Source organism: uncultured Sphingomonas sp., assembly GCF_964235535.1.
Lineage (GTDB): Bacteria > Pseudomonadota > Alphaproteobacteria > Sphingomonadales > Sphingomonadaceae > Sphingomonas.
On sequence record NZ_CAXSBH010000001.1, the window covers coordinates 252,523 to 269,909 of the forward strand.

A 17,387-nucleotide genomic window follows, 5' to 3' on the forward strand; every position below is an offset into this window, starting at 1 on the left:
GAGTATGACCGGACCCCTTGACCGCCGTGCGCGGTGTCCAGCGCGTGAACGGCTGCGGGGGTTCCGGCCAAGTGGTTGGGATCGTTGTTTCCGGCCGTCGGAACACGACCGGGACGTCGGCGCGTTGGACCGCGATGAAGGATTCCACGATGGCATGGATCGAGTGGGTCACCCGCGCCGTCGAGGTAACGGGGGTGGCGATCATCGTAATCGGCGCGTTCGGATCGCTCGCGGCGTTCGCGCTGGGTCTGGTAGGGCGGCGGGGCGGGAGGGAGGCGCTGATCGACCGGTTCCGGTCGAACCTGGGACGATCGATCCTGCTCGGGCTCGAGTTCCTGGTCGCGGCCGACATCGTCAACACGGTCGCGATCGAGCCGACGCTGGACAGCCTGGCCGTGCTCGCCGGGATCGTCCTGATCCGGACGTTCCTGAGCTTTTCGTTGGAGGTGGAGATCGAGGGGCGCTGGCCTTGGCAGGGCAAGGGAGGGCGGCCGACCGGGTAGGGCAGGCCGCTTGCCATTCGGTCGGCGCGCGACCGCCGCGCGCGGGCGAGCGGCTGTGGTCGGATAGCCCGCCCTGAAGCCGCCGGGCGACCCGAGTTCGATGACGGGAACCACGCCCGCCGTTCGCGCTTTGCCGTTCCATCACGGAACAGGGAAACGGCGCGATGCGGCTCACACTTCTTCTCGGCGGCGCGGCGCTCGCGCTTGCGATCGCGATCCCTGCGGACGCGCAGCGGGGCGGCGGCCGGCCGGAGCTGGTGGCCTCCTTCCCCGATCAGGTGACGGGGGTGGCCGTGACCGAGACAGGGCGGACATTCGTCAACTTTCCGCGCTGGACGAACGATGTGCCGACCTCGGTCGCCGAGGTGCTGCCGAACGGGTCGATCCGGCCCTACCCGGACGCGCGGTGGAACGGGTGGCGCAACGCGAACAAAAACGGGCTCGATCCGGCGACGCACTTCGTGTGCGTCCAGAGCGTGGTCGCCGACGGACGCGGGGGCTTGTGGGTGGTCGATCCGGGTGCGCCCAATGCGGAGAAGGTCGTGCCCGGCGCGCCCAAGCTCATCAAGATCGACCTCGCCACCAACCAGGTCGTGCAGGTGATCCGGTTCGACGAGTATGTCGCGCCGGCGGCGAGCTATATGAACGACGTGCGCTTCTCGGCCGATGGGCGGCACGCGTTCCTGACCGACTCGGGGGCGCAAGGGGCGCTGATCGTGGTCGATCTGGCCAGCGGGACGGCGCGGCGGGTACTAGACGGGCATCCGTCGACGCAGATCGAGCGCGACGTGACCGTCACGCTCGACGGCAAGCCGCTCAGGCGACCCGACGGGCGCGGGCCGGAGTTCGCGTCGGACGGGATCGCGGTATCGCCCGACGGGTACGTCCACTATCAGGCGCTGACGGGCAAGACGCTGTACCGGGTGCCCGTCGCCGTGCTGACCGACCCGACCGCCAGCCTCTATTTGATCGAGCGAGCGGTGGAGCGGGTGGGCGAGAACCGGGTCGCCGACGCGATCTGGTGGAGCAAGGCCGGGGCGTTCTATTCGACCGCGCCCGAGGATTATGCGGTGCGGGTGCGGGGCGCCGACGGCGTCATGCGGCCGTTCGTGACCGACCGGCGGCTGCGCTGGCCCGACAGCCTGGCGGAGGGACCCGACGGGTCGCTGTACGTCACGGCGTCGCACATCCAGGACTCGGCCTGGTTCAAGCCGGGCGCGGGACCGCGATTGAAGACCGAGCTGTACCGGATCGCGGTGCGGCCGTGAGGACGAGAACCAGAATAATCCGACCTAATGGTCGCTCGGTCGGAGCGAAGCCGAGGCCGGATCCCATCTATCGGTGAGACTGGACGGCGCTTTCCCGGTCCGCGATGATGCGGACAAATAAGGAAGGCGTTCGATGGGCAAACGGGTGGCGATCGCGGCGGTGCTGGCGCTCATGGGCGGAACGGCGGGGGCGCAGTCACCCCAGGCATCCTCGCGGTTCGGGGTGCGCGACCTGTTCGGGCTGGAGGTGGCGACCGACCCGCGGATCAGCCCCGACGGGCGATATGTGGCCTATGTCCGGCGGCAGAACGACCTGATGACCGATCGCGCGGTGCCCAGCATTTGGCTGATCGATACGCGCACCGGCGAGCACACGCCGCTGGTCGCCGGGCCGGGCGCGCACACGTCGCCGCGCTGGTCGCCCGACGGCCGTCGTCTGGCTTACGTCTCCGCGACCCCAATGACGGACGGGGGCGCGTCGGCGCAGCTGTTCGTGCGCCAGATCGACGGCGGCGAGGCGGCGCGGGTGACGAACCTGCCCGATACGCCCGGCTCGCTGTCCTGGTCGCCCGACGGGCGGCGGATCGCCTATACGCTGTTCGTGCCGGATGAGGGGCCCAAGCTCGGCGCGGCCGACCCCAAGCCCGAAGGCGCGAAATGGGCCGATCCGCTGCAGATCACAAGCCAAGTGACATTCCGGTCGGATGGGCGCGGGGTGCTGAAACCCGGTTATTCCAAGATCTTCATCGTACCTGCCGACGGCGGCGCGGCACGGCAGCTGACGTTCGGGCGGTATCACGACGACGGGCCGCTATCCTGGTCGCCCGACGGACGGACGATCCACTTTTCCGCCGACCGAACGCCCGGGTGGGAGCGGAACGCGCAGGAGTCGGAGGTGCATGCGCTGGATGTGGCGACGGGCGCGATCTGGACGTTGACGTCGCGCAAAGGGCCGGACGGCGAGCCGGTCGTGTCGCCCGACGGCGCGCGGATCGCCTATACGGGGTTCGACGACCGCGACTTGGGCTATCATAACGTCGTCCTCTACGTGATGGACCGCGACGGCGCTTCCCCACGCGCACTGACGACCGCGCTCGACCGCAGCGTCGAGCGGCCGGTCTGGGCGGCGGATGGGCGCAGCGTGTACGTGTCGTACGCCGACAAGGGCGAGGTACGCGTGGCGCGCGTTGGGCTCGACGGATCGGTACGTACCGTGGCCGAGGGGCTGACGGGCGCGCCACTCGACCGGCCGTATAGCGGCGGCGAGTTCTCGGTGGCGAGGGACGGCGCGGTCGCGTTCACCGGCGGCGACGCGTCGGCTCCGGCGGATGTAGGACTGGCGCGGGGGACCGCGAGGCGGATGCTGACGCGGCTGAACGACAGCCTGCGCGCGGGCAAGCGCATGGGCGAAGTGCGGCGCGTGTCGGCCAAGTCGAGCCACGACGGCCGGGCGATCGACGCTTGGCTGACGCTGCCGCCCGGATATGCGGAGGGCGCGCGCGTGCCGTTGATCCTGGAGATCCATGGCGGGCCGCATGCCGCCTACGGCCCGCATTTCTCGACGGACAACCAACTCTACGCCGCCGACGGCTATGCGGTGCTGTCGGTCAATCCGCGCGGGTCGACGAGCTATGGCGCGGAGTTCGCCAATTTGATCCATCACCAATATCCCGGCGACGATTATGCCGACCTGATCAGCGCGGTCGACGCGGTGATCGCGTCGGGCGTCGCCGATCCCGACCGGCTGTTCGTCACCGGCGGATCGGGCGGGGGCGTGCTGACGAGCTGGATCGTCGGCAAGACGAACCGGTTCAAGGCGGCGGCGACGCAGAAGCCGGTGGTCAACATGACGAGCCAAGTGCTGGTCGCGGACAATCCGGCCTATTTCTCGCGCTACTGGTTCGGCAAGTTCCCGTGGGAGGACCCGCAGGCCTATTGGGCGCGCTCGCCGCTATCGCTGGTCGGGAACGTCACGACGCCGACGCTCGTGGTGGTCGGATCGGAGGATTACCGCACGCCCGTAAGCGAGGCGGAGCAGTATTACACCGCGCTCCAGTTGCGCGGGGTGCCGACCGCGCTGATCAAGGTGCCGGGCGCGAGCCACGGCGGGCTGGCGGCGCGGCCGTCGCAGTCGGGTGCCAAGGCGCGAGCGATCCTGGCGTGGTTCAAGCGGTACGAGCGGGGAGCGCCCTCTCCCACCGCGGTGGCGGGGTCAGCCGCCGAATAGGTGGGGCGGGAGGCCGCGGATCCCGGGGTCGAGTTCGAATAGCGCGCCGGCGTGCGGTTCGGCTTCCGCGCCGTCGGCGGCGGAGGTGACGAACATTCGGTCGTACGCCTCGCCCGCGAAGCAGACGTTGGTGATCTGCGAGGCGGGAAGCGCGATCGATCGATCGAGCGCGCCGTTGGGGGTGAACCGGCTGACGCGGCCCCCGCCCCAATGCGCGATCCACAACCCGCCGTCGACGTCGATGGTCATCCCGTCGGGTCGGCCCCAGCCGCTCTCGAACTGGATGAACAGCTCACGGTCGCGCACGCCCGCCTCGTCCAGCGCGAAACGGTACACGCGACCGGGTACGGTGTCGGTATGGTAGAGCCATGCGCCGTCCGGGCTGATCGCCGGGCCGTTGGCGACGGTGTAGCCGGTGTCGACCCGGCCGGTGGTGCGGTCGGGGTCGAGACGGTGGAGCGAGCCGCTCGGCCGGTCCGCGCCGATGGGCATGGTGCCCGCCCAGATGCGGCCGTGCCTGTCGGCCTTGGCGTCGTTCAGGCGGTTGCCGGGCAGGTCGGGCTCGGGGCCGGTGATCGGGGTGATGACGAGCGGGTCGAGCGTGAGCTCGGCGAACCCGCCGCGGAAACCCGCGATGAACCCGGGGGCGTGCGCGCGCTCAATGACCCAGCCGATCATGTCGGGCATCGGCCAGCGCGTGACCGCGCCGTCCTCAAGCGAGAGCCGGTTCAGCGCGGGGGCGAGGATGTCGGTCCAGTAGAGCGCGCCTTCGCGCGCGGACCAGAACAGCCCCTCGCCGAGCCGGTCGCGCTGGCCGCCGCGCGGGATCACGCGGGGCTTGGTCAACGCCGCATCAGATCCGGAAACGCAGGCCGAGCGAGAAGGTCTGCTCGTCGAAGCGCAGGAAGCGCACGAACTCGGCGCGCGGCGCGCCGGCACGGGCCGAGCTGAAGGTCACCCTGAACGGATCGCCCGTCAGATTGGTGGCGTCGAAGAACACCGTCGCGCGCTCGGTGACGCGCAGGTTGGTCGACAGGTCCAGGCGTCCGGCGGGCTCGGCGAACTCGCGGAAGAGCCCGCCCTCCTCGTCACCGCGCACGTCGCGGCGGTCGAGATAGCGGCTGCGCTTGTTGTAGGTGACCCGCGCCGACACCGGCCCACGCTCGAACAGACCGACGATATTATAGGTGTGCTTGGAGACCTCCTGGATCCGGTCGCGGACGATCGTCACCGCGCCCGCATCGTTCTGGACCGGGAAATCGGTCTTGGCGTCGAGGTAGGTGTAGTTGAGCTGCACCCCGAAGCTGCGGACGAATTCGGGGACGAAGTCGAAATCGAAGAAGGTCGACAGTTGCGCCTCGGCGCCGTCGATGCGTCCGTTATCCGTATTGATCGGCCGATCGGTGATGATGACGGGGCCGAGCGCCGGGTCGATGAAGCGGTTGGTCTGCGTCTGGATGAAATTGTCCACGTCGCGTCGGAACACCGCCACCGACACGAAGCCCGCCCGCGAGAAGAAATATTCGAGCGACGCGTCGTAGTTGTTCGACTCGACACGCTGAAGGGCGGGATTACCGCCCCGGCCGACGCGCGCATTGATGTACGGGTTGGACGCGCTCGGCGGCTGGGTGCCGGGCCGCCCGAGGCTTTGGGACGGGTTGAGCTGCGCGAAGCTGGGCAGCGTGCGCGTCTGCGTCGCCGACAGGCGAAGCTGCAGTTCGGGAGTGATCCGCCAGCGGAGGCTGGCGTTGGGCAGATAATCGGTGAACCGGTCGTCGAGTGACACGGGCGTCGCCGCAGCCGCGCCTTCTCCGGTCGGATCGACGAACGAGGTTCCATCGATCCCGATCGTCGAACGGACGGCGCGGATGCCGACCACGCCATCCAGCACATCGCCGACCGCATAACCGACCTGGCCGTAGCCCGCGATCGTCTCGAGCGTCGCGTCGAACGTCTCGAACGGATTGGCCGCGACCGCCTCGTCGGTGAAGGCAGCGGCACCGCGCGCGCGCACGAACTGACGCAGGTCAGTGCGGTTCGCGCGGATGCTGTCGTAGGTCTGCGCGAGAAAGGTCCGGAAGCCCTGGACGTCCGTGCCCTTGAAGCCGGACGGGACCGAACGAAAATCGAGCGGCAGCGCGCTTTGCGGAATGCCTTGGCCGCGGAAGCCGGCGAACCGGTTGCCGAACTCGCGGCGGGCGTCGCGGGTCGTATAGCGTCCGCCCACCTGCAGGCTGCGGATGAAGCCCGATTCGAGCTTGTACTCGGCGTCAACCCGCGCCTGGTAGTCGTCGCCCTTGGACTCCTGTGCCTCCTCATAAAACCCGTCGAAAAAATAGTTCGCGGGATCGGCGGCGTTGAAGCTTGGGATGCTGAATTGCGGGGTGCGGAGATCAAAGTTCACCGTCTGCCCACCCGCGAGCGTGCGGTCGACCGACTCGGTCGAACCGGTGAAGGTCGATTTCGTGCGCGCCAGGTCGGCGGTGATCCGGAGCGGCCCTGCATCGTAGATGCCGCCGACCGCGAACTGATAAGTGTCGGTTTTGTTGAAGGTGCCGCCCTGGACCGCGAACAGCGCACCGGCGGAGTTGGTCACCGTGCCGCTTTCGAGCAGGTTGGTGCCCGGGCGGAGGACGAGGTTGCCGTAGCTCGTGTTGCTTGCGGCGTTGCCGAACAACGTCGCCTCGATCAGCCGGTCGTCGATGCGGTTGCGGAAGCCCTGATACAAACCCTCGGCGTAGAATTCGAGATCGGGGCTGGGCCGCCATTGCAGCGAGGCGTTGCCCGACGGACGCGAGCGGTTGCCCGACCGGTAGAATAGCCGCTGGATGTCGGGAAAGCGGACGCGCTGCCCGTTGATGACGGGATCGGCGACGAAGTCGGTGTTGGACGGCTCGGAGTCGAGGAACTGGAGCTCGGTATAGGAGCCGTTCACAAGCAGTCCGATCTCGCCGATTCCCGTGTCCCATCGGTTGGAGACGAGGAGATTGCCGTTGGGCGTGACCTCGCCCGCCTGAACGGTGTGGAGACCGTAAACGGTGCCCGACAGCTCGAAGCCGGTGAAGTCGAACGGCCGGCGCGACCGAACGTTGGTAAGACCCGCGACGCCCGGTTCGACGAGGTTGGCGGTGCTCGCCTTGAATACCTCAAGCGCGGCGATACCGGCGGACGGGAAATCCTGGAGCGCGACCTCCCGGCGTTCGGCGGTGAAGATTTCACGGCCGTTATAGAGCGTTCCGAAGAATGCCTCGGGAAGCCCGCGGATCAGCACCTGCGCCGCTTCGCCGCCGAGCCGCACGACCTGGACGCCGGGGATGCGCGCGGCGGTGTCGGACACGGCGATATCGGGAAGCTTGCCGATATCCTCGGCCACGACGGCGTCGACGATCTGCGGGGCGTTGCGCTTCAGGTTCTGCGACGATGCCAAGCTGGCGCGGATGCCGGTGACGACGATGTCCTCACCCACCGCGTCGTCGCCGACAGGATCGGTCGCATCGACAGGGGTGCCCTGGGCCGTGTCGGGCACGGTCGCGGGAGTCGTCGTCGCGGGAGTCTCGGGCGCCGGGGTCCGGGTCGGCAGGTCGGAAGCGGTGGTTTGGGCCAGGGCCGGCGCGGCACCCAGAAGCAGGGCGACGACGGAGCTGGTGGCGCGTAGCCGCGTAGTGGCCTTCATGACGTCCTCCCGGTCTATCGACGGCGGGTTAGAACCCGCTCGGTTCATCGTCGCTTACCTAGAGCAAGGTCGGCATAGAGCATCAAGTCATAGGATAACAGATTTATCGCATAAATTAGATGTTGTAACTTTTTCGCAACGGTCGCGACCTACCGGCACCCACGATGGTCAGCAGGGGCGCGCGTCGATCGGCGCGGGCGGCGGCGGCGCGTCGGTCATGCGTATGGTCCGGAGGCCGTTCCGCTCGTCATGCTCCAATCGCTGGACGGCCGTGACGCGGACGCCCCGGAACGGGCCCGCGCCCGCCGGGCGGTCCCACCGGTGATAGGCGACGAACCAGTCGCCGCTGGTCGGATTGCGGACGATCGAGTGGTGGCCGGGACCCTTGCGCATCCGGTCGCTTTTCAGGATCGGGCCGCGGTAGGTCCAAGGACCCTCGGGCGAGCGGCCGGTCGCGTAATGGACCGAATAGCTCGCATCGTTCCAGCGGCCGTGGCTGTAGGATAGATAGTAGACGTTGTTCCGGAGATGGACGAACGGGCCTTCGGTGAAGAGCCTGGGCATCTCCGTGGGCACCTCGCGCAGGATGTCGGTCATGGTCGGTGCGAGCTCGAACACGCGGAGCTTCGCGCCCGCGCTGCCGCCGGCATAAAGGTACGGCTTGCGGCTCGCGGGGTCGACGAACACCTCCGGATCTATCGCCTCGAACCCTTGCCCGCCGGTCAGGAGCGGGCGACCGCTGTCGCGGAACGGGCCGCCGGGGCGATCGGCGACCGCGACGCCGATGCGGCTAGGCGTCGGGTTTTGCGGCCCGACCGAGTAGTAAAGGTAATAGCGGCCGTTCGCCTGGGCGAGCGCAGGTGCCCACAGGTAGTGTTTGGCTGCGCCGTCATCGTCGATCCAGCGGATGTCGGCCATGTCGAGGAGCGGGCCGGACCGCGTCCAGCGCCGCAGATTGCGCGATGCATATCCGTAGAAGCGTGTTGCTTGGAAGCCGTCCGACGGATCGGTCGCGTTCGTGGGGTATAGCCAATAGGTATCGCACACGATCGCCAGATGCGGGTCCGCGCCGACGATCACGGGGTTACGCGGTTCGGGGCGCGCTTGCGGCGGGGCGAAGGCGAGTAGCGGGAGGGCGGCGAGGAGCAGCAGCGCGCGCACGATCATCATCGTGAACTCCAATCGGAACCCCGACATGGTACGTCCTGCCGCCAAATGCAGGCAAGTGCGATCAATCTGACTAACGTCTATCGATCCGACTTGCCCGTACGTCGACCGTCGTTAAACCCCTGTGTCGAATGGGGATCGCGACCGGAGGATCATGAGCGAAGAGGGATACCGGCCCGACCCGGGCGGTGTGCGTACGCAGCTGGGCCGCAACCTGACCTACGGCCTGCTCGACAGTCTGGGGCGCGCGATCGTGCATGGCCGCTTCGAGGCGCGCGGCTTCCCTACGGAGGGTGAGCTCGCCAAGCAGCATGGCGTCAGCCGTTCGGTCACGCGCGAAGCGGTGAAGATGCTGACCGCCAAAGGATTGCTGAGCGCGCGTCCGCGCCAGGGCACGATCATTCAGGCGACCACGTCGTGGAACCTGTTCGACACCGACGTGCTGCGCTGGCTGCTCGAGCGGAAATTCTCGGTCGAGCTGCTCCAGCATTTCAACGAACTGCGCATCGCGATCGAGCCGGAGGCCGCCGCGCTCGCCGCGCGCCATGCGGGTGCAGACGACATGGACGCCATCCAGGCCGGGTTCGACCGGATGACGGCGGCCGACCGCGGCGAGGACGAGATATTGGAGGCCGACATCGAGTTCCACGTTGCGATCCTGCGCGCGTCGGGCAATCCGTTCTATCGGCAGTTCCGCGAGGTGGTGACGACCGCGCTGCGCACCTCCATCCGTTTCACCAACCGGCTGACGGGTCATTCGGCGAACATCGCCGACCACCGCGCGGTGCTGGGCGCGATCGAAGCGCGCGACGCCGACGCGGCACGCGGCGCGATGCGCAAGATCATCGCCGACGTGCTCGCACTGATGGCGCGCGCAGAGGAGGAGGCGGGATGAACGTGCGTCGCGCATATCGCCCGCTCGTTGCGAGACGTCATATTCACCGATCCGGCCGATGTCGCTATGCCCGGAGCCGGGACCGTGGGAGCCGTTCATGATCGTCGTTACGGGAGCCACGGGCGAACTCGGCCGCGCCATCGTCCAAAAGCTCGTCGGCCTGGTCCCGGCGGCCCAGGTCGGCGCGAGCGTCCGCGATCCGGGCAAGGCGAGGGAGCTGGAAGCGCTCGGCGTCCGGGTGCGGCGCGGCGACTTCGGCGACCCGGACAGCCTCCCACACGCCTTCGAGGGTACGGAACAGCTGCTGATCGTCTCCTCCAACGCGCGCGCGTCCGGGGGCGATCCGCTGGCGCAGCACCGGTCGGCGGTCGAGGCGGCGCGCGCCGTCGGCGTCCGGCGGATCATCTATACTAGCCACATGGCCGCGAATGGGACATCCGCCTTTCCGCCGATGCTCGACCACGCCGCGACCGAGGGGATGCTGGCGGCGTGCGGGACGGCATGGACTGCGCTACGCAACGGATTCTACGCGGCGAGCGGGATCGCGCTGATGGGCGACGCGCTGGAGACGGGGGTGATCGAGGCTCCGGCGGACGGCAAGGTCGCCTGGACCGCGCATGCCGACCTGGCCGAGGCCGCCGCGATCGTTCTGGCGGGTGGGGAACGGTTCGAGGGGCCAACCCCGCCGCTCACCGGGGCGGAGGCGCTCGACCTGGGCGACATGGCCGGGATCGCGTCGGACCTGCTGGGCCGTCCCGTCCGCCGGGAGACGATCACGGAAGAACTGCTGCGCGCGAAGATGACAGCGCGCGGCGCACCGGAGGGCGCGGTCGCCATGGTGTCGGGGCTCCACACCGCGAGCCGGGCGGGCGAGTTCGCACCCGCCGACCCGACGCTCGCGCGGCTGTTGGGCCGGACGCCGACCTCCATGCGCGCGCTGATCGCGCAGAAGCTGCGCGGCTGACGCCGGGGGGCGACGCGCTACCGCGCCGGTCGGAAGTCGGCGTAGGTCGCGGCCGTCCGCAACCGCCCGGACCTGCCGAGCATCGAGCCGGAGGTGTCGCTGCTCAGATCCTGCGGAACCGGATAGCCGTCCGGCAACAAGCGGTAGCGCGCGTTGACCGCCATGTTCCGTACCGACGCGACCAGCATCATCCGGAACGGCTTGGTCGCCGTCCAGCGCACCCGTTCCACGAACGGGCGAGAACCCTGGACGTTGACGACCGCCTCCGCCGTCACATTCTCCGACGCGTCGAAGGGACCGAGCTTCAGCGCCCCCTTGGGCAGGCGCGCGAACCGGTAGGCGGCGTAACCCGGCGCGGCGGCGACGCGCACGGCCGGCGCGCCGAACCAGCGGGCGATGTCGGCGTAGGAGGGAACGGGCCCGCGCCGCTGCCTGCGCGCATCGGCCAGTTCCTTAGCGGTGGGCGCCCGCCCGTCGATGCTGACGAGCGACCAGCGCTGGGCGGTGGGTCGGCGCGGGTCGTGTTCCTCGATGCGCACCTGGCGCGGCGCGCCCGTCCGTTCGATCGCCAGGGTGCGGCGGAACAGGTGGGAGTCCGCCCGCGTCGCGCGCGCGCCCGCCAGCACCCGGTCCTGCAGTTCGTCCGCGTGCGCTCCCCGCGCGCAGCAGCCAAGCGCTGCCGCCAGCATCATCCGCTTGAGCAATCGCCGTCTCCCCAAAACGTTAGGGACTAGCGGCGCGCCGCCCTGCCCGCCACCGCCATTGTCGGCGCGGGCGGCACCACGCCCTTGGGCGCGGCACTCAGGCGGCGGATCAGGTCGGTCTCGGCGGTGCGGTAGGGGGTGCCGTCGGCGCGGAAGACCTCGTGGAACCAGATGGTGGGCTCGTCCATCGTATAGGGCTTCTTCCACGAGTCCCAGGGCAGGCGCGTCTGCGACTTGCCGTCGACGAAGCCCCAGTTGATCATGGCGATGTTCATGCGTTTGCCGATCGGCAGCGACCCGTCGAAGGTCGATCCGTTGCCGCGCGCCATATATTCGGTGCAGAGCACGGGGCGGCCGTAGGTCTGCATCTGGCGCGCGCGGCGCTCGAACTGCTCGGGCCAGTTATAGTCGTGAAACGACATGATATCCGAGCGCGCGACCTGGACTCGTTCCACCGCGTCGAGCTTGGACTGCTGATCCCAGTTCTCGCCGATCCACAGGCCCGAGGTCAACGGCTGGATCGGGTCGGCGGATTGCGCGGCGTCGAACATGCGGCCGAGCAGGGCGGCGACGAGCTGTTTCTTGTTCGGGGTCGGCGCGTAGTTGCCGCCGCCGTCGTTGTTGGGCTCGTTCCACACGTCCCAGGCGACGATGCGGCGATCGTTCCTGAAGTGGCCGACGATGTCCTTGACGTAGGCCTCCAGCTTGGCGTGGCCGCTCCGGTCGGCGAGACGCGCGGCACCCGGTGCCTGCATCCAGCCGCTGTTATGGACGCCCGGGATCGGCGGATGCTGCGGTCCGGCGACGGGGTTCGGGTCCCAGCAGCTGTCGAACAGCACGAACATCGGTCGGATGCCGTGCTTGGCCGCGATCGTCAGGAACTGGTCCATGCGGCGCTTCAGCCCCTCCGGGTCGTTCTCCCAGAGCATGTTGTGAAGATAGACGCGCATCGTGTTCATGCCGATGCCGCGCGCCAGGCCGAGCTCCTTGTCGATCGTCGCGGGATCCCAGGTCTCGGCCTGCCACATCTCGAACTGGTTGATCGCGGTGGCGGGGGCGTAGTTCGCGCCGACGAGCCAGGGCTGGCCGGCGTACCAGTCGTTCGCGGTCCCCTTGGTCCACTGGTCGCGCGCCTGCGCGGGCGAGGCGACGATCGTCAACGTCGCGGCGGCGAGCGCGAGGGAAAGCTTGTTCATGCGCGAATACTCCTGGGAACGACGGATCAGCGGCCGGTCGTGAAGCGATAGACCATGACGTTGCGATACGTCTGGCCGGGGGCGAGCCGCGCCGACGGAAAACCGGGCTGGTTGGGCGTGTCGGGGAACAGCTGAGGCTCCATGACGATCGCGTCGCCCATGCGGTGGAGGCGGCGGTTCTTGCCGATGCTGGTCCCGTCGAAGAAGTTGCCCGAATAGAACTGCAGCCCGGGTTGATTGGAGTGCAGCTCGTAACCGCGCCCCGATACCGGGTCCTCGACCCGCGCCATCAGGTGCAGGTCGCGCGTCACCTCCCGCCCGATTATCCAGTTATGGTCGTAGCCGCGGCCGAACACGATCTGCTCGTCGGACGCGTCGCGAACGCGCGCGCCGATCGCGGTCGGGCGGCGGAAGTCGAACACCGTACCCGCGACCGACTTGCGCTCACCGGTCGGGATCGCGCCCGCGTCGGTGGGGAGGAAGCTGTCGGCGGGGATGGTCACGACATGCCCCATCGCGCCGCTCTCCGCGCCCTCACCGGCCAGGTTCCAGTATGCGTGGTTGGTGATGTTGGCGATCGTCGGCTTGGTCGTCGTGGCACGATATTCGATGGTGAGCTGGTTGCGCTCGTCGAGGCTGTAGGTCGCGTCCACGGTCATCGCGCCGGGATAGCCCTGGTCGCCGTCGGGGCTGACATGGCGCATGGTGACCGATGCGGTCGAACCCGACTTCAAGTCGCGCACCGTCCACAGCACCTTGTCGAAGCCTTGCGTGCCGCCATGCAGCGCGTTCGGGCCGTTATTGACGGGCGTCTGATACGTCCGCCCGTCGAGCGTGAAGCGCCCGAGCGCGAGGCGATTGGCGAAGCGGCCGACGGTTGCGCCGAAATATTGCGGCTTGGCGAGATAGGCAGCGATCGTCGCATGGCCGATGGCGATGTCGGCGGGCTTGCCCGTGCGGTCGGGGAGGATCACCGACTGGATCGCCGCGCCGTAGGCGATCAAAGTCGCGGACATGCCCTGGCCGTTGGCGAGCGTCACCGCCGCGACCTCGCGCCCGTCGGGCAGCCGGCCGAAGCTGGACCGTTTGGCGGTCGCCGCCGCCGCCGGAGTCGCGATCATGGCCCCCACTCCCACCAGCAACCCGAGAAGAAACCTGCCCGTCATCCTAATCTCCCGTCCCGGCCGGGCGTTCAAATCGCCCGTGCCGTTTATCAATGACTGTCGCGCGGCAGCCCCTTCTGGGCGATGCGCTGGTACTTGACCGCGGGCTCGAGCACCGCGCCCGTCTCGAACTGGCCGACGATCCCGCGCTGGATTTCCTGCCACGGCGTCTGCGAGGCGAGGGAGACGTAGCCGCCCGCCTCCGCCAGCGCGGCGCGGCGGCGTGTGATCTCGGCCTCGTCCGCCAGCAGGTCGACCCGCCGGGTGTTCAGGTCGATCCGCACCCGGTCGCCCGTGACGAGCAGCGCAAGGCCGCCGTCCACCGCCGCCTCGGGCGAGGCGTTCAGGATCGACGGGCTGCCACTCGTCCCCGATTGCCGCCCATCGCCCAGGCATGGCAGCGCATGGACGCCCGCCTGGATCAGCGCGGCGGGCGGGCGCATGTTGACCACCTCCGCGCCGCCCGGATAGCCGATCGGCCCCGCGCCGCGCATCACGAGGATCGTGCGCTCGTCGATGCCGAGTTCGGGGCTGTCGATACGGCTGTGATAATCCTCCGGCCCGTCGAACACGACCACGGAGCCCTCGAACGCGTCGGGGCTGGCGGGGTCGGACAGGTACCGCTCACGGAATTCGGGAGAGACGACGGAGAGCTTCATCACCGCCGCGTCGAACAAATTGCCGCGCAGCACGGTCAACCCGGCATGCTCTTTAAGCGGCCGGTCGAACGGGCGGATCACGTCCTCGTCCGTGCTCCGCTTACCCGTATAGTTCTCGGCGACCGTCAGGCCGTTGGCGCACAGCGCTCCGCCCTCGATCAGCCCCTCGTCGATCAGCGCGCCCATGACGGCGGGGACGCCGCCCGCACGATAATAATCCTCACCCAGATACTCGCCCGCGGGCTGCAGGTTGACGAGCAGCGGAACATCGGCCCCGTGCCGCTCCCAATCCTCCAGCGTCAGCTCGACACCGATATGGCGCGCGATCGCATTCAGGTGGATGGGGGCGTTGGTCGATCCGCCGATCGCCGAGTTGACGCGCACGGCGTTCAGGAAGGCGTCGCGCGTCAGGATGTCGGACGGCTTGCGGTCGGCGCGGACCATCTCGACGATACGGCGACCCGTTTCCCACGCCGCCTGCTGGCGGTCGCGGTAGGGCGCGGGGATCGCCGCCGATCCCGGGAGCGACATGCCGAGCGCCTCGCAGAGCGAGTTCATCGTCGTCGCGGTGCCCATGGTGTTGCAGAAGCCCGTCGATGGCGAGGAGGACGCCACCAGCTCGATGAAGCCGCGCGCGTCGATCTCGCCCGCCGCGAGCATCTGGCGCGCGCGCCAGACGATGGTGCCCGAGCCCGTCCGCTCGCCCTTGTACCAGCCGTTGAGCATCGGCCCGACCGACAGCGCGATCGCGGGAATGTTCACGGTCGCCGCGGCCATCAGCGCCGACGGCGTCGTCTTGTCACAGCCGATCGTCAGCACCACGCCGTCGAGCGGATAGCCGTGCAGTATCTCGACCAGCCCCAGATAGGCGAGGTTGCGGTCGAGCCCGGCGGTCGGGCGCTTGCCCGTTTCCTGAAGGGGATGCGTCGGGAATTCGAGCGGGATCCCGCCCGCTTCGATGATCCCCGCCTTTACGCGCTCGGCGAGCACGAGGTGATGGCGGTTGCAGGGGACTAAGTCGCTGCCCGACTGCGCGATGCCGATGATCGGGCGGCCACCCTGGAGCTGCTCTAACGACAGGCCGAAATTGAGGTAACGCTCGACATAAAGCGCGGTCATGTCGGGGTTGGTCGGATCGTCGAACCATGCGCGGGAACGCAGGCCGCCTTGGGCGTCACCGCTCATTCGCGTCGCTCCTTAGCCGTCGAGAACCACCGTCGCATTTCATGCATGACGCGAAGATAGCGGCGACCGCCGCCGATACAAAGCAGATAGATCATATAAAACCGGGTCTGCATGAAGCATGACAAACATGGGGGCCTGGCGTTAGGCTCCCCGGCGAAACGGCGAGTCCGCCGCACGGGGAGGAATTCATGTCCGATCAGCCACACCAAAGCCTGGAACTACGCTCGACGGTGTTTGCCGACGGACGGCTGGTGCTCGACCTGCAGGAGGTCGCGGTCGGCGAGCCCGGGCCGAGCGAGCTGCTGGTGCGGGTCGAGGCCGCGCCGATCAACCCGTCGGATCTGGGCCTGCTGCTCGGGCCCGCCGACCTCGCGACGATGACGGCGGGCCGCTCCGGCGACCGGCCGACGCTGACCGCGACGATCCCGCCGCAGCGGATGGGGATGATGAAGCCCCGGCTCGACGAGCCGATGGCGGTCGGCAACGAAGGCGCGGGCACGGTGATCGCGGCAGGTCCCGACAGCCAAGCGCTGATCGGCAAGCGCGTCGGGATGCTCGGCGGGGGCATGTATACGCAATTTCGCAAGCTGCGAGCGCGCGACTGTATCGTCCTGCCCAATGGCGCGAGCGCGGCCGATGGCGCGTCGATGTTCGTCAACCCGCTGACCGCGCTGGCGATGGTCGAGACGATGCGTGCCGAGGGACACACCGCGTTGATCCACACGGCCGCCGCGTCGAACCTGGGGCGGATGCTCAACCGTATCTGCTTAGTCGACGGGGTACAGCTGGTGAACATCGTGCGCAGCGTCGAACAGGCGGCGATCCTGCGCGAGATCGGCGCGAAGCACGTCGTCGACAGCACGGCCGAGAACTTCCGCGAGGCGTTGACCGACGCGGTGGCGGAGACGGGCGCGACAATCGCCTTCGACGCGATCGGCGGCGGCAAGCTCGCCAACACGATCCTTCATGCGATGGAGGCGGCCGCCAATCGCACGGCCGGCGCCTATAGCCGCTATGGGTCGGCGACGTTCAAGCAGGTCTATATCTACGGCTCATTGGACGTGGGGCCGACGATCATCGACCGCGGTTTCGGGCTGTCCTGGGGCGTGTGCGGCTTCCTGCTCACGCCGTTCCTGGGCAAGATCGGAGGCGACGCGGTGCAGGCGCTCAAGGACCGCGTGGCGCGCGAGCTCACGACTACCTTCGCCAGCCACTACACCCACACGATCTCGCTCGCCGAGGCGCTGGAGCCGGCGACGGTGGAGGCCTATGCGCGCAAGGCGACCGGGGCCAAGTACCTCCTCGATCCAAGCCGCTGAGGGCGAGCTGGCCGCCCGCAATTGGCCCGCAATTAGCGACGGCGCGGTGTTGCCGCCCTCGCGGTGGAGGTCGCGGATCGGTGGTAGGTGTGAATCGCCGCGCCGAGCTTGTCGCTCCCGCCGCACCCGCCCAGCTGGTCGGCCGCACAGCGAGCAGCGCCGCGCCCGCGACCTGGCCGGATAGCCTGATCACGGGCTTGCCCGCGCTCTCCCGAATCTGCACCGCAGTCTTGGTGAAGCGACCAGAGCCGCAGACGATGGCTGATCTCGCAGGCGCTCAGCGCAACTTTGGCGACCATCGTGAGGATCCAGCTCGGCACTCATTGGCGAGTCCTGAAATCGCTTACGTTCCGGACGCAAAAAAGCCCCCACGAAAGACGCAGGGGAATACGGATAAACGCGAACGGAAGATGGTTGCGGGGACAGGATTTGAACCTGTGACCTTCAGGTTATGAGCCTGACGA

General features: G+C 68.5%; 13 protein-coding genes. 6 read left to right on the forward strand and 7 right to left on the reverse strand.

Annotated elements, in window-relative coordinates:
- Positions 1–149 precede the first annotated feature (149 nt).
- From ACFE7F_RS01250 to ACFE7F_RS01260, 3 genes are all read left to right on the forward strand, one after another.
- Positions 150–503 carry a DUF1622 domain-containing protein gene (locus ACFE7F_RS01250; protein ID WP_375402006.1) on the forward strand — a complete coding sequence of 118 codons (354 nt, stop codon included), beginning with the start codon at positions 150–152 and terminating at the stop codon, positions 501–503.
- Positions 504–667: 164 nt separating this feature from the next.
- Positions 668–1,771 carry an SMP-30/gluconolactonase/LRE family protein gene (locus ACFE7F_RS01255; RefSeq protein WP_375402007.1) on the forward strand — a complete coding sequence of 368 codons (1,104 nt, stop codon included), beginning with the start codon at positions 668–670 and terminating at the stop codon, positions 1,769–1,771.
- Positions 1,772–1,904: 133 nt separating this feature from the next.
- Complete coding sequence (locus tag ACFE7F_RS01260; RefSeq protein ID WP_375402008.1) at positions 1,905–3,998, forward strand: prolyl oligopeptidase family serine peptidase; 2,094 nt, start codon at positions 1,905–1,907, stop codon at positions 3,996–3,998.
- Here ACFE7F_RS01260 and ACFE7F_RS01265 read toward each other — a convergent pair.
- From ACFE7F_RS01265 to ACFE7F_RS01275, 3 genes are all read right to left on the reverse strand, one after another.
- Entirely contained in the window at positions 3,984–4,844 is an 861-nt protein-coding gene (locus tag ACFE7F_RS01265) for an SMP-30/gluconolactonase/LRE family protein (protein WP_375402009.1), read from the reverse strand. The two genes, ACFE7F_RS01260 and ACFE7F_RS01265, sit on opposite strands and share 15 nt — an antisense overlap.
- Before the next feature lie 7 nt (positions 4,845–4,851).
- Positions 4,852–7,671, reverse strand: coding sequence for a TonB-dependent receptor (locus ACFE7F_RS01270; protein WP_375402010.1), 2,820 nt, complete (start codon positions 7,669–7,671; stop codon positions 4,852–4,854).
- A gap of 168 nt (positions 7,672–7,839) precedes the next feature.
- Entirely contained in the window at positions 7,840–8,841 is a 1,002-nt protein-coding gene (locus tag ACFE7F_RS01275) for a family 43 glycosylhydrolase (RefSeq protein WP_375402011.1), read from the reverse strand.
- Positions 8,842–8,992: 151 nt separating this feature from the next.
- Here ACFE7F_RS01275 and ACFE7F_RS01280 point away from each other — a divergent pair, with 151 nt between their 5' ends.
- The gene (locus ACFE7F_RS01280) at positions 8,993–9,733 is read left to right on the forward strand and encodes a FadR/GntR family transcriptional regulator (RefSeq protein WP_375402012.1); all 741 of its coding nucleotides are present in this window, start codon (positions 8,993–8,995) and stop codon (positions 9,731–9,733) included.
- A gap of 97 nt (positions 9,734–9,830) precedes the next feature.
- The gene (locus ACFE7F_RS01285) at positions 9,831–10,697 is read left to right on the forward strand and encodes an NAD(P)H-binding protein (protein ID WP_375402013.1); all 867 of its coding nucleotides are present in this window, start codon (positions 9,831–9,833) and stop codon (positions 10,695–10,697) included.
- A 17-nt stretch (positions 10,698–10,714) separates the two neighbouring features.
- Here ACFE7F_RS01285 and ACFE7F_RS01290 read toward each other — a convergent pair whose 3' ends face one another.
- Genes ACFE7F_RS01290 through ACFE7F_RS01305 form a run of 4 tightly spaced genes read right to left on the reverse strand, consistent with a single transcriptional unit; the run spans position 10,715 to position 15,604 of the window.
- A complete protein-coding gene (locus tag ACFE7F_RS01290; protein ID WP_375402014.1) occupies positions 10,715–11,401 on the reverse strand; it encodes a hypothetical protein in 687 nt (228 codons plus the stop codon).
- A gap of 26 nt (positions 11,402–11,427) precedes the next feature.
- Positions 11,428–12,597 carry a cellulase family glycosylhydrolase gene (locus ACFE7F_RS01295; RefSeq protein ID WP_375402015.1) on the reverse strand — a complete coding sequence of 390 codons (1,170 nt, stop codon included), beginning with the start codon at positions 12,595–12,597 and terminating at the stop codon, positions 11,428–11,430.
- 26 nt (positions 12,598–12,623) lie between these two features.
- Positions 12,624–13,763, reverse strand: coding sequence for an aldose epimerase family protein (locus ACFE7F_RS01300; RefSeq protein ID WP_375402016.1), 1,140 nt, complete (start codon positions 13,761–13,763; stop codon positions 12,624–12,626).
- A 47-nt stretch (positions 13,764–13,810) separates the two neighbouring features.
- Positions 13,811–15,604 (reverse strand): IlvD/Edd family dehydratase, encoded by a 1,794-nt coding sequence (locus ACFE7F_RS01305; RefSeq protein WP_375402017.1) that lies wholly within the window; start codon positions 15,602–15,604, stop codon positions 13,811–13,813.
- A gap of 188 nt (positions 15,605–15,792) precedes the next feature.
- Here ACFE7F_RS01305 and ACFE7F_RS01310 point away from each other — a divergent pair, with 188 nt between their 5' ends.
- Positions 15,793–16,923, forward strand: coding sequence for a zinc-binding dehydrogenase (locus ACFE7F_RS01310; protein ID WP_375402018.1), 1,131 nt, complete (start codon positions 15,793–15,795; stop codon positions 16,921–16,923).
- Positions 16,924–17,387: the final 464 nt, after the last annotated feature.

Coding starts and splice junctions, on each gene's coding strand:
- ACFE7F_RS01285 (WP_375402013.1), top strand. CDS start 9,831: ATGATCGTCGTTACGGGAGCCACGGGCGAACTCGGCCGCGCCATCGTC.
- ACFE7F_RS01270 (WP_375402010.1), bottom strand. CDS start 7,671: ATGAAGGCCACTACGCGGCTACGCGCCACCAGCTCCGTCGTCGCCCTG.
- ACFE7F_RS01260 (WP_375402008.1), top strand. CDS start 1,905: ATGGGCAAACGGGTGGCGATCGCGGCGGTGCTGGCGCTCATGGGCGGA.
- ACFE7F_RS01305 (WP_375402017.1), bottom strand. CDS start 15,604: ATGAGCGGTGACGCCCAAGGCGGCCTGCGTTCCCGCGCATGGTTCGAC.
- ACFE7F_RS01275 (WP_375402011.1), bottom strand. CDS start 8,841: ATGATGATCGTGCGCGCGCTGCTGCTCCTCGCCGCCCTCCCGCTACTC.
- ACFE7F_RS01310 (WP_375402018.1), top strand. CDS start 15,793: ATGTCCGATCAGCCACACCAAAGCCTGGAACTACGCTCGACGGTGTTT.
- ACFE7F_RS01295 (WP_375402015.1), bottom strand. CDS start 12,597: ATGAACAAGCTTTCCCTCGCGCTCGCCGCCGCGACGTTGACGATCGTC.
- ACFE7F_RS01250 (WP_375402006.1), top strand. CDS start 150: ATGGCATGGATCGAGTGGGTCACCCGCGCCGTCGAGGTAACGGGGGTG.
- ACFE7F_RS01280 (WP_375402012.1), top strand. CDS start 8,993: ATGAGCGAAGAGGGATACCGGCCCGACCCGGGCGGTGTGCGTACGCAG.
- ACFE7F_RS01255 (WP_375402007.1), top strand. CDS start 668: ATGCGGCTCACACTTCTTCTCGGCGGCGCGGCGCTCGCGCTTGCGATC.
- ACFE7F_RS01300 (WP_375402016.1), bottom strand. CDS start 13,763: ATGACGGGCAGGTTTCTTCTCGGGTTGCTGGTGGGAGTGGGGGCCATG.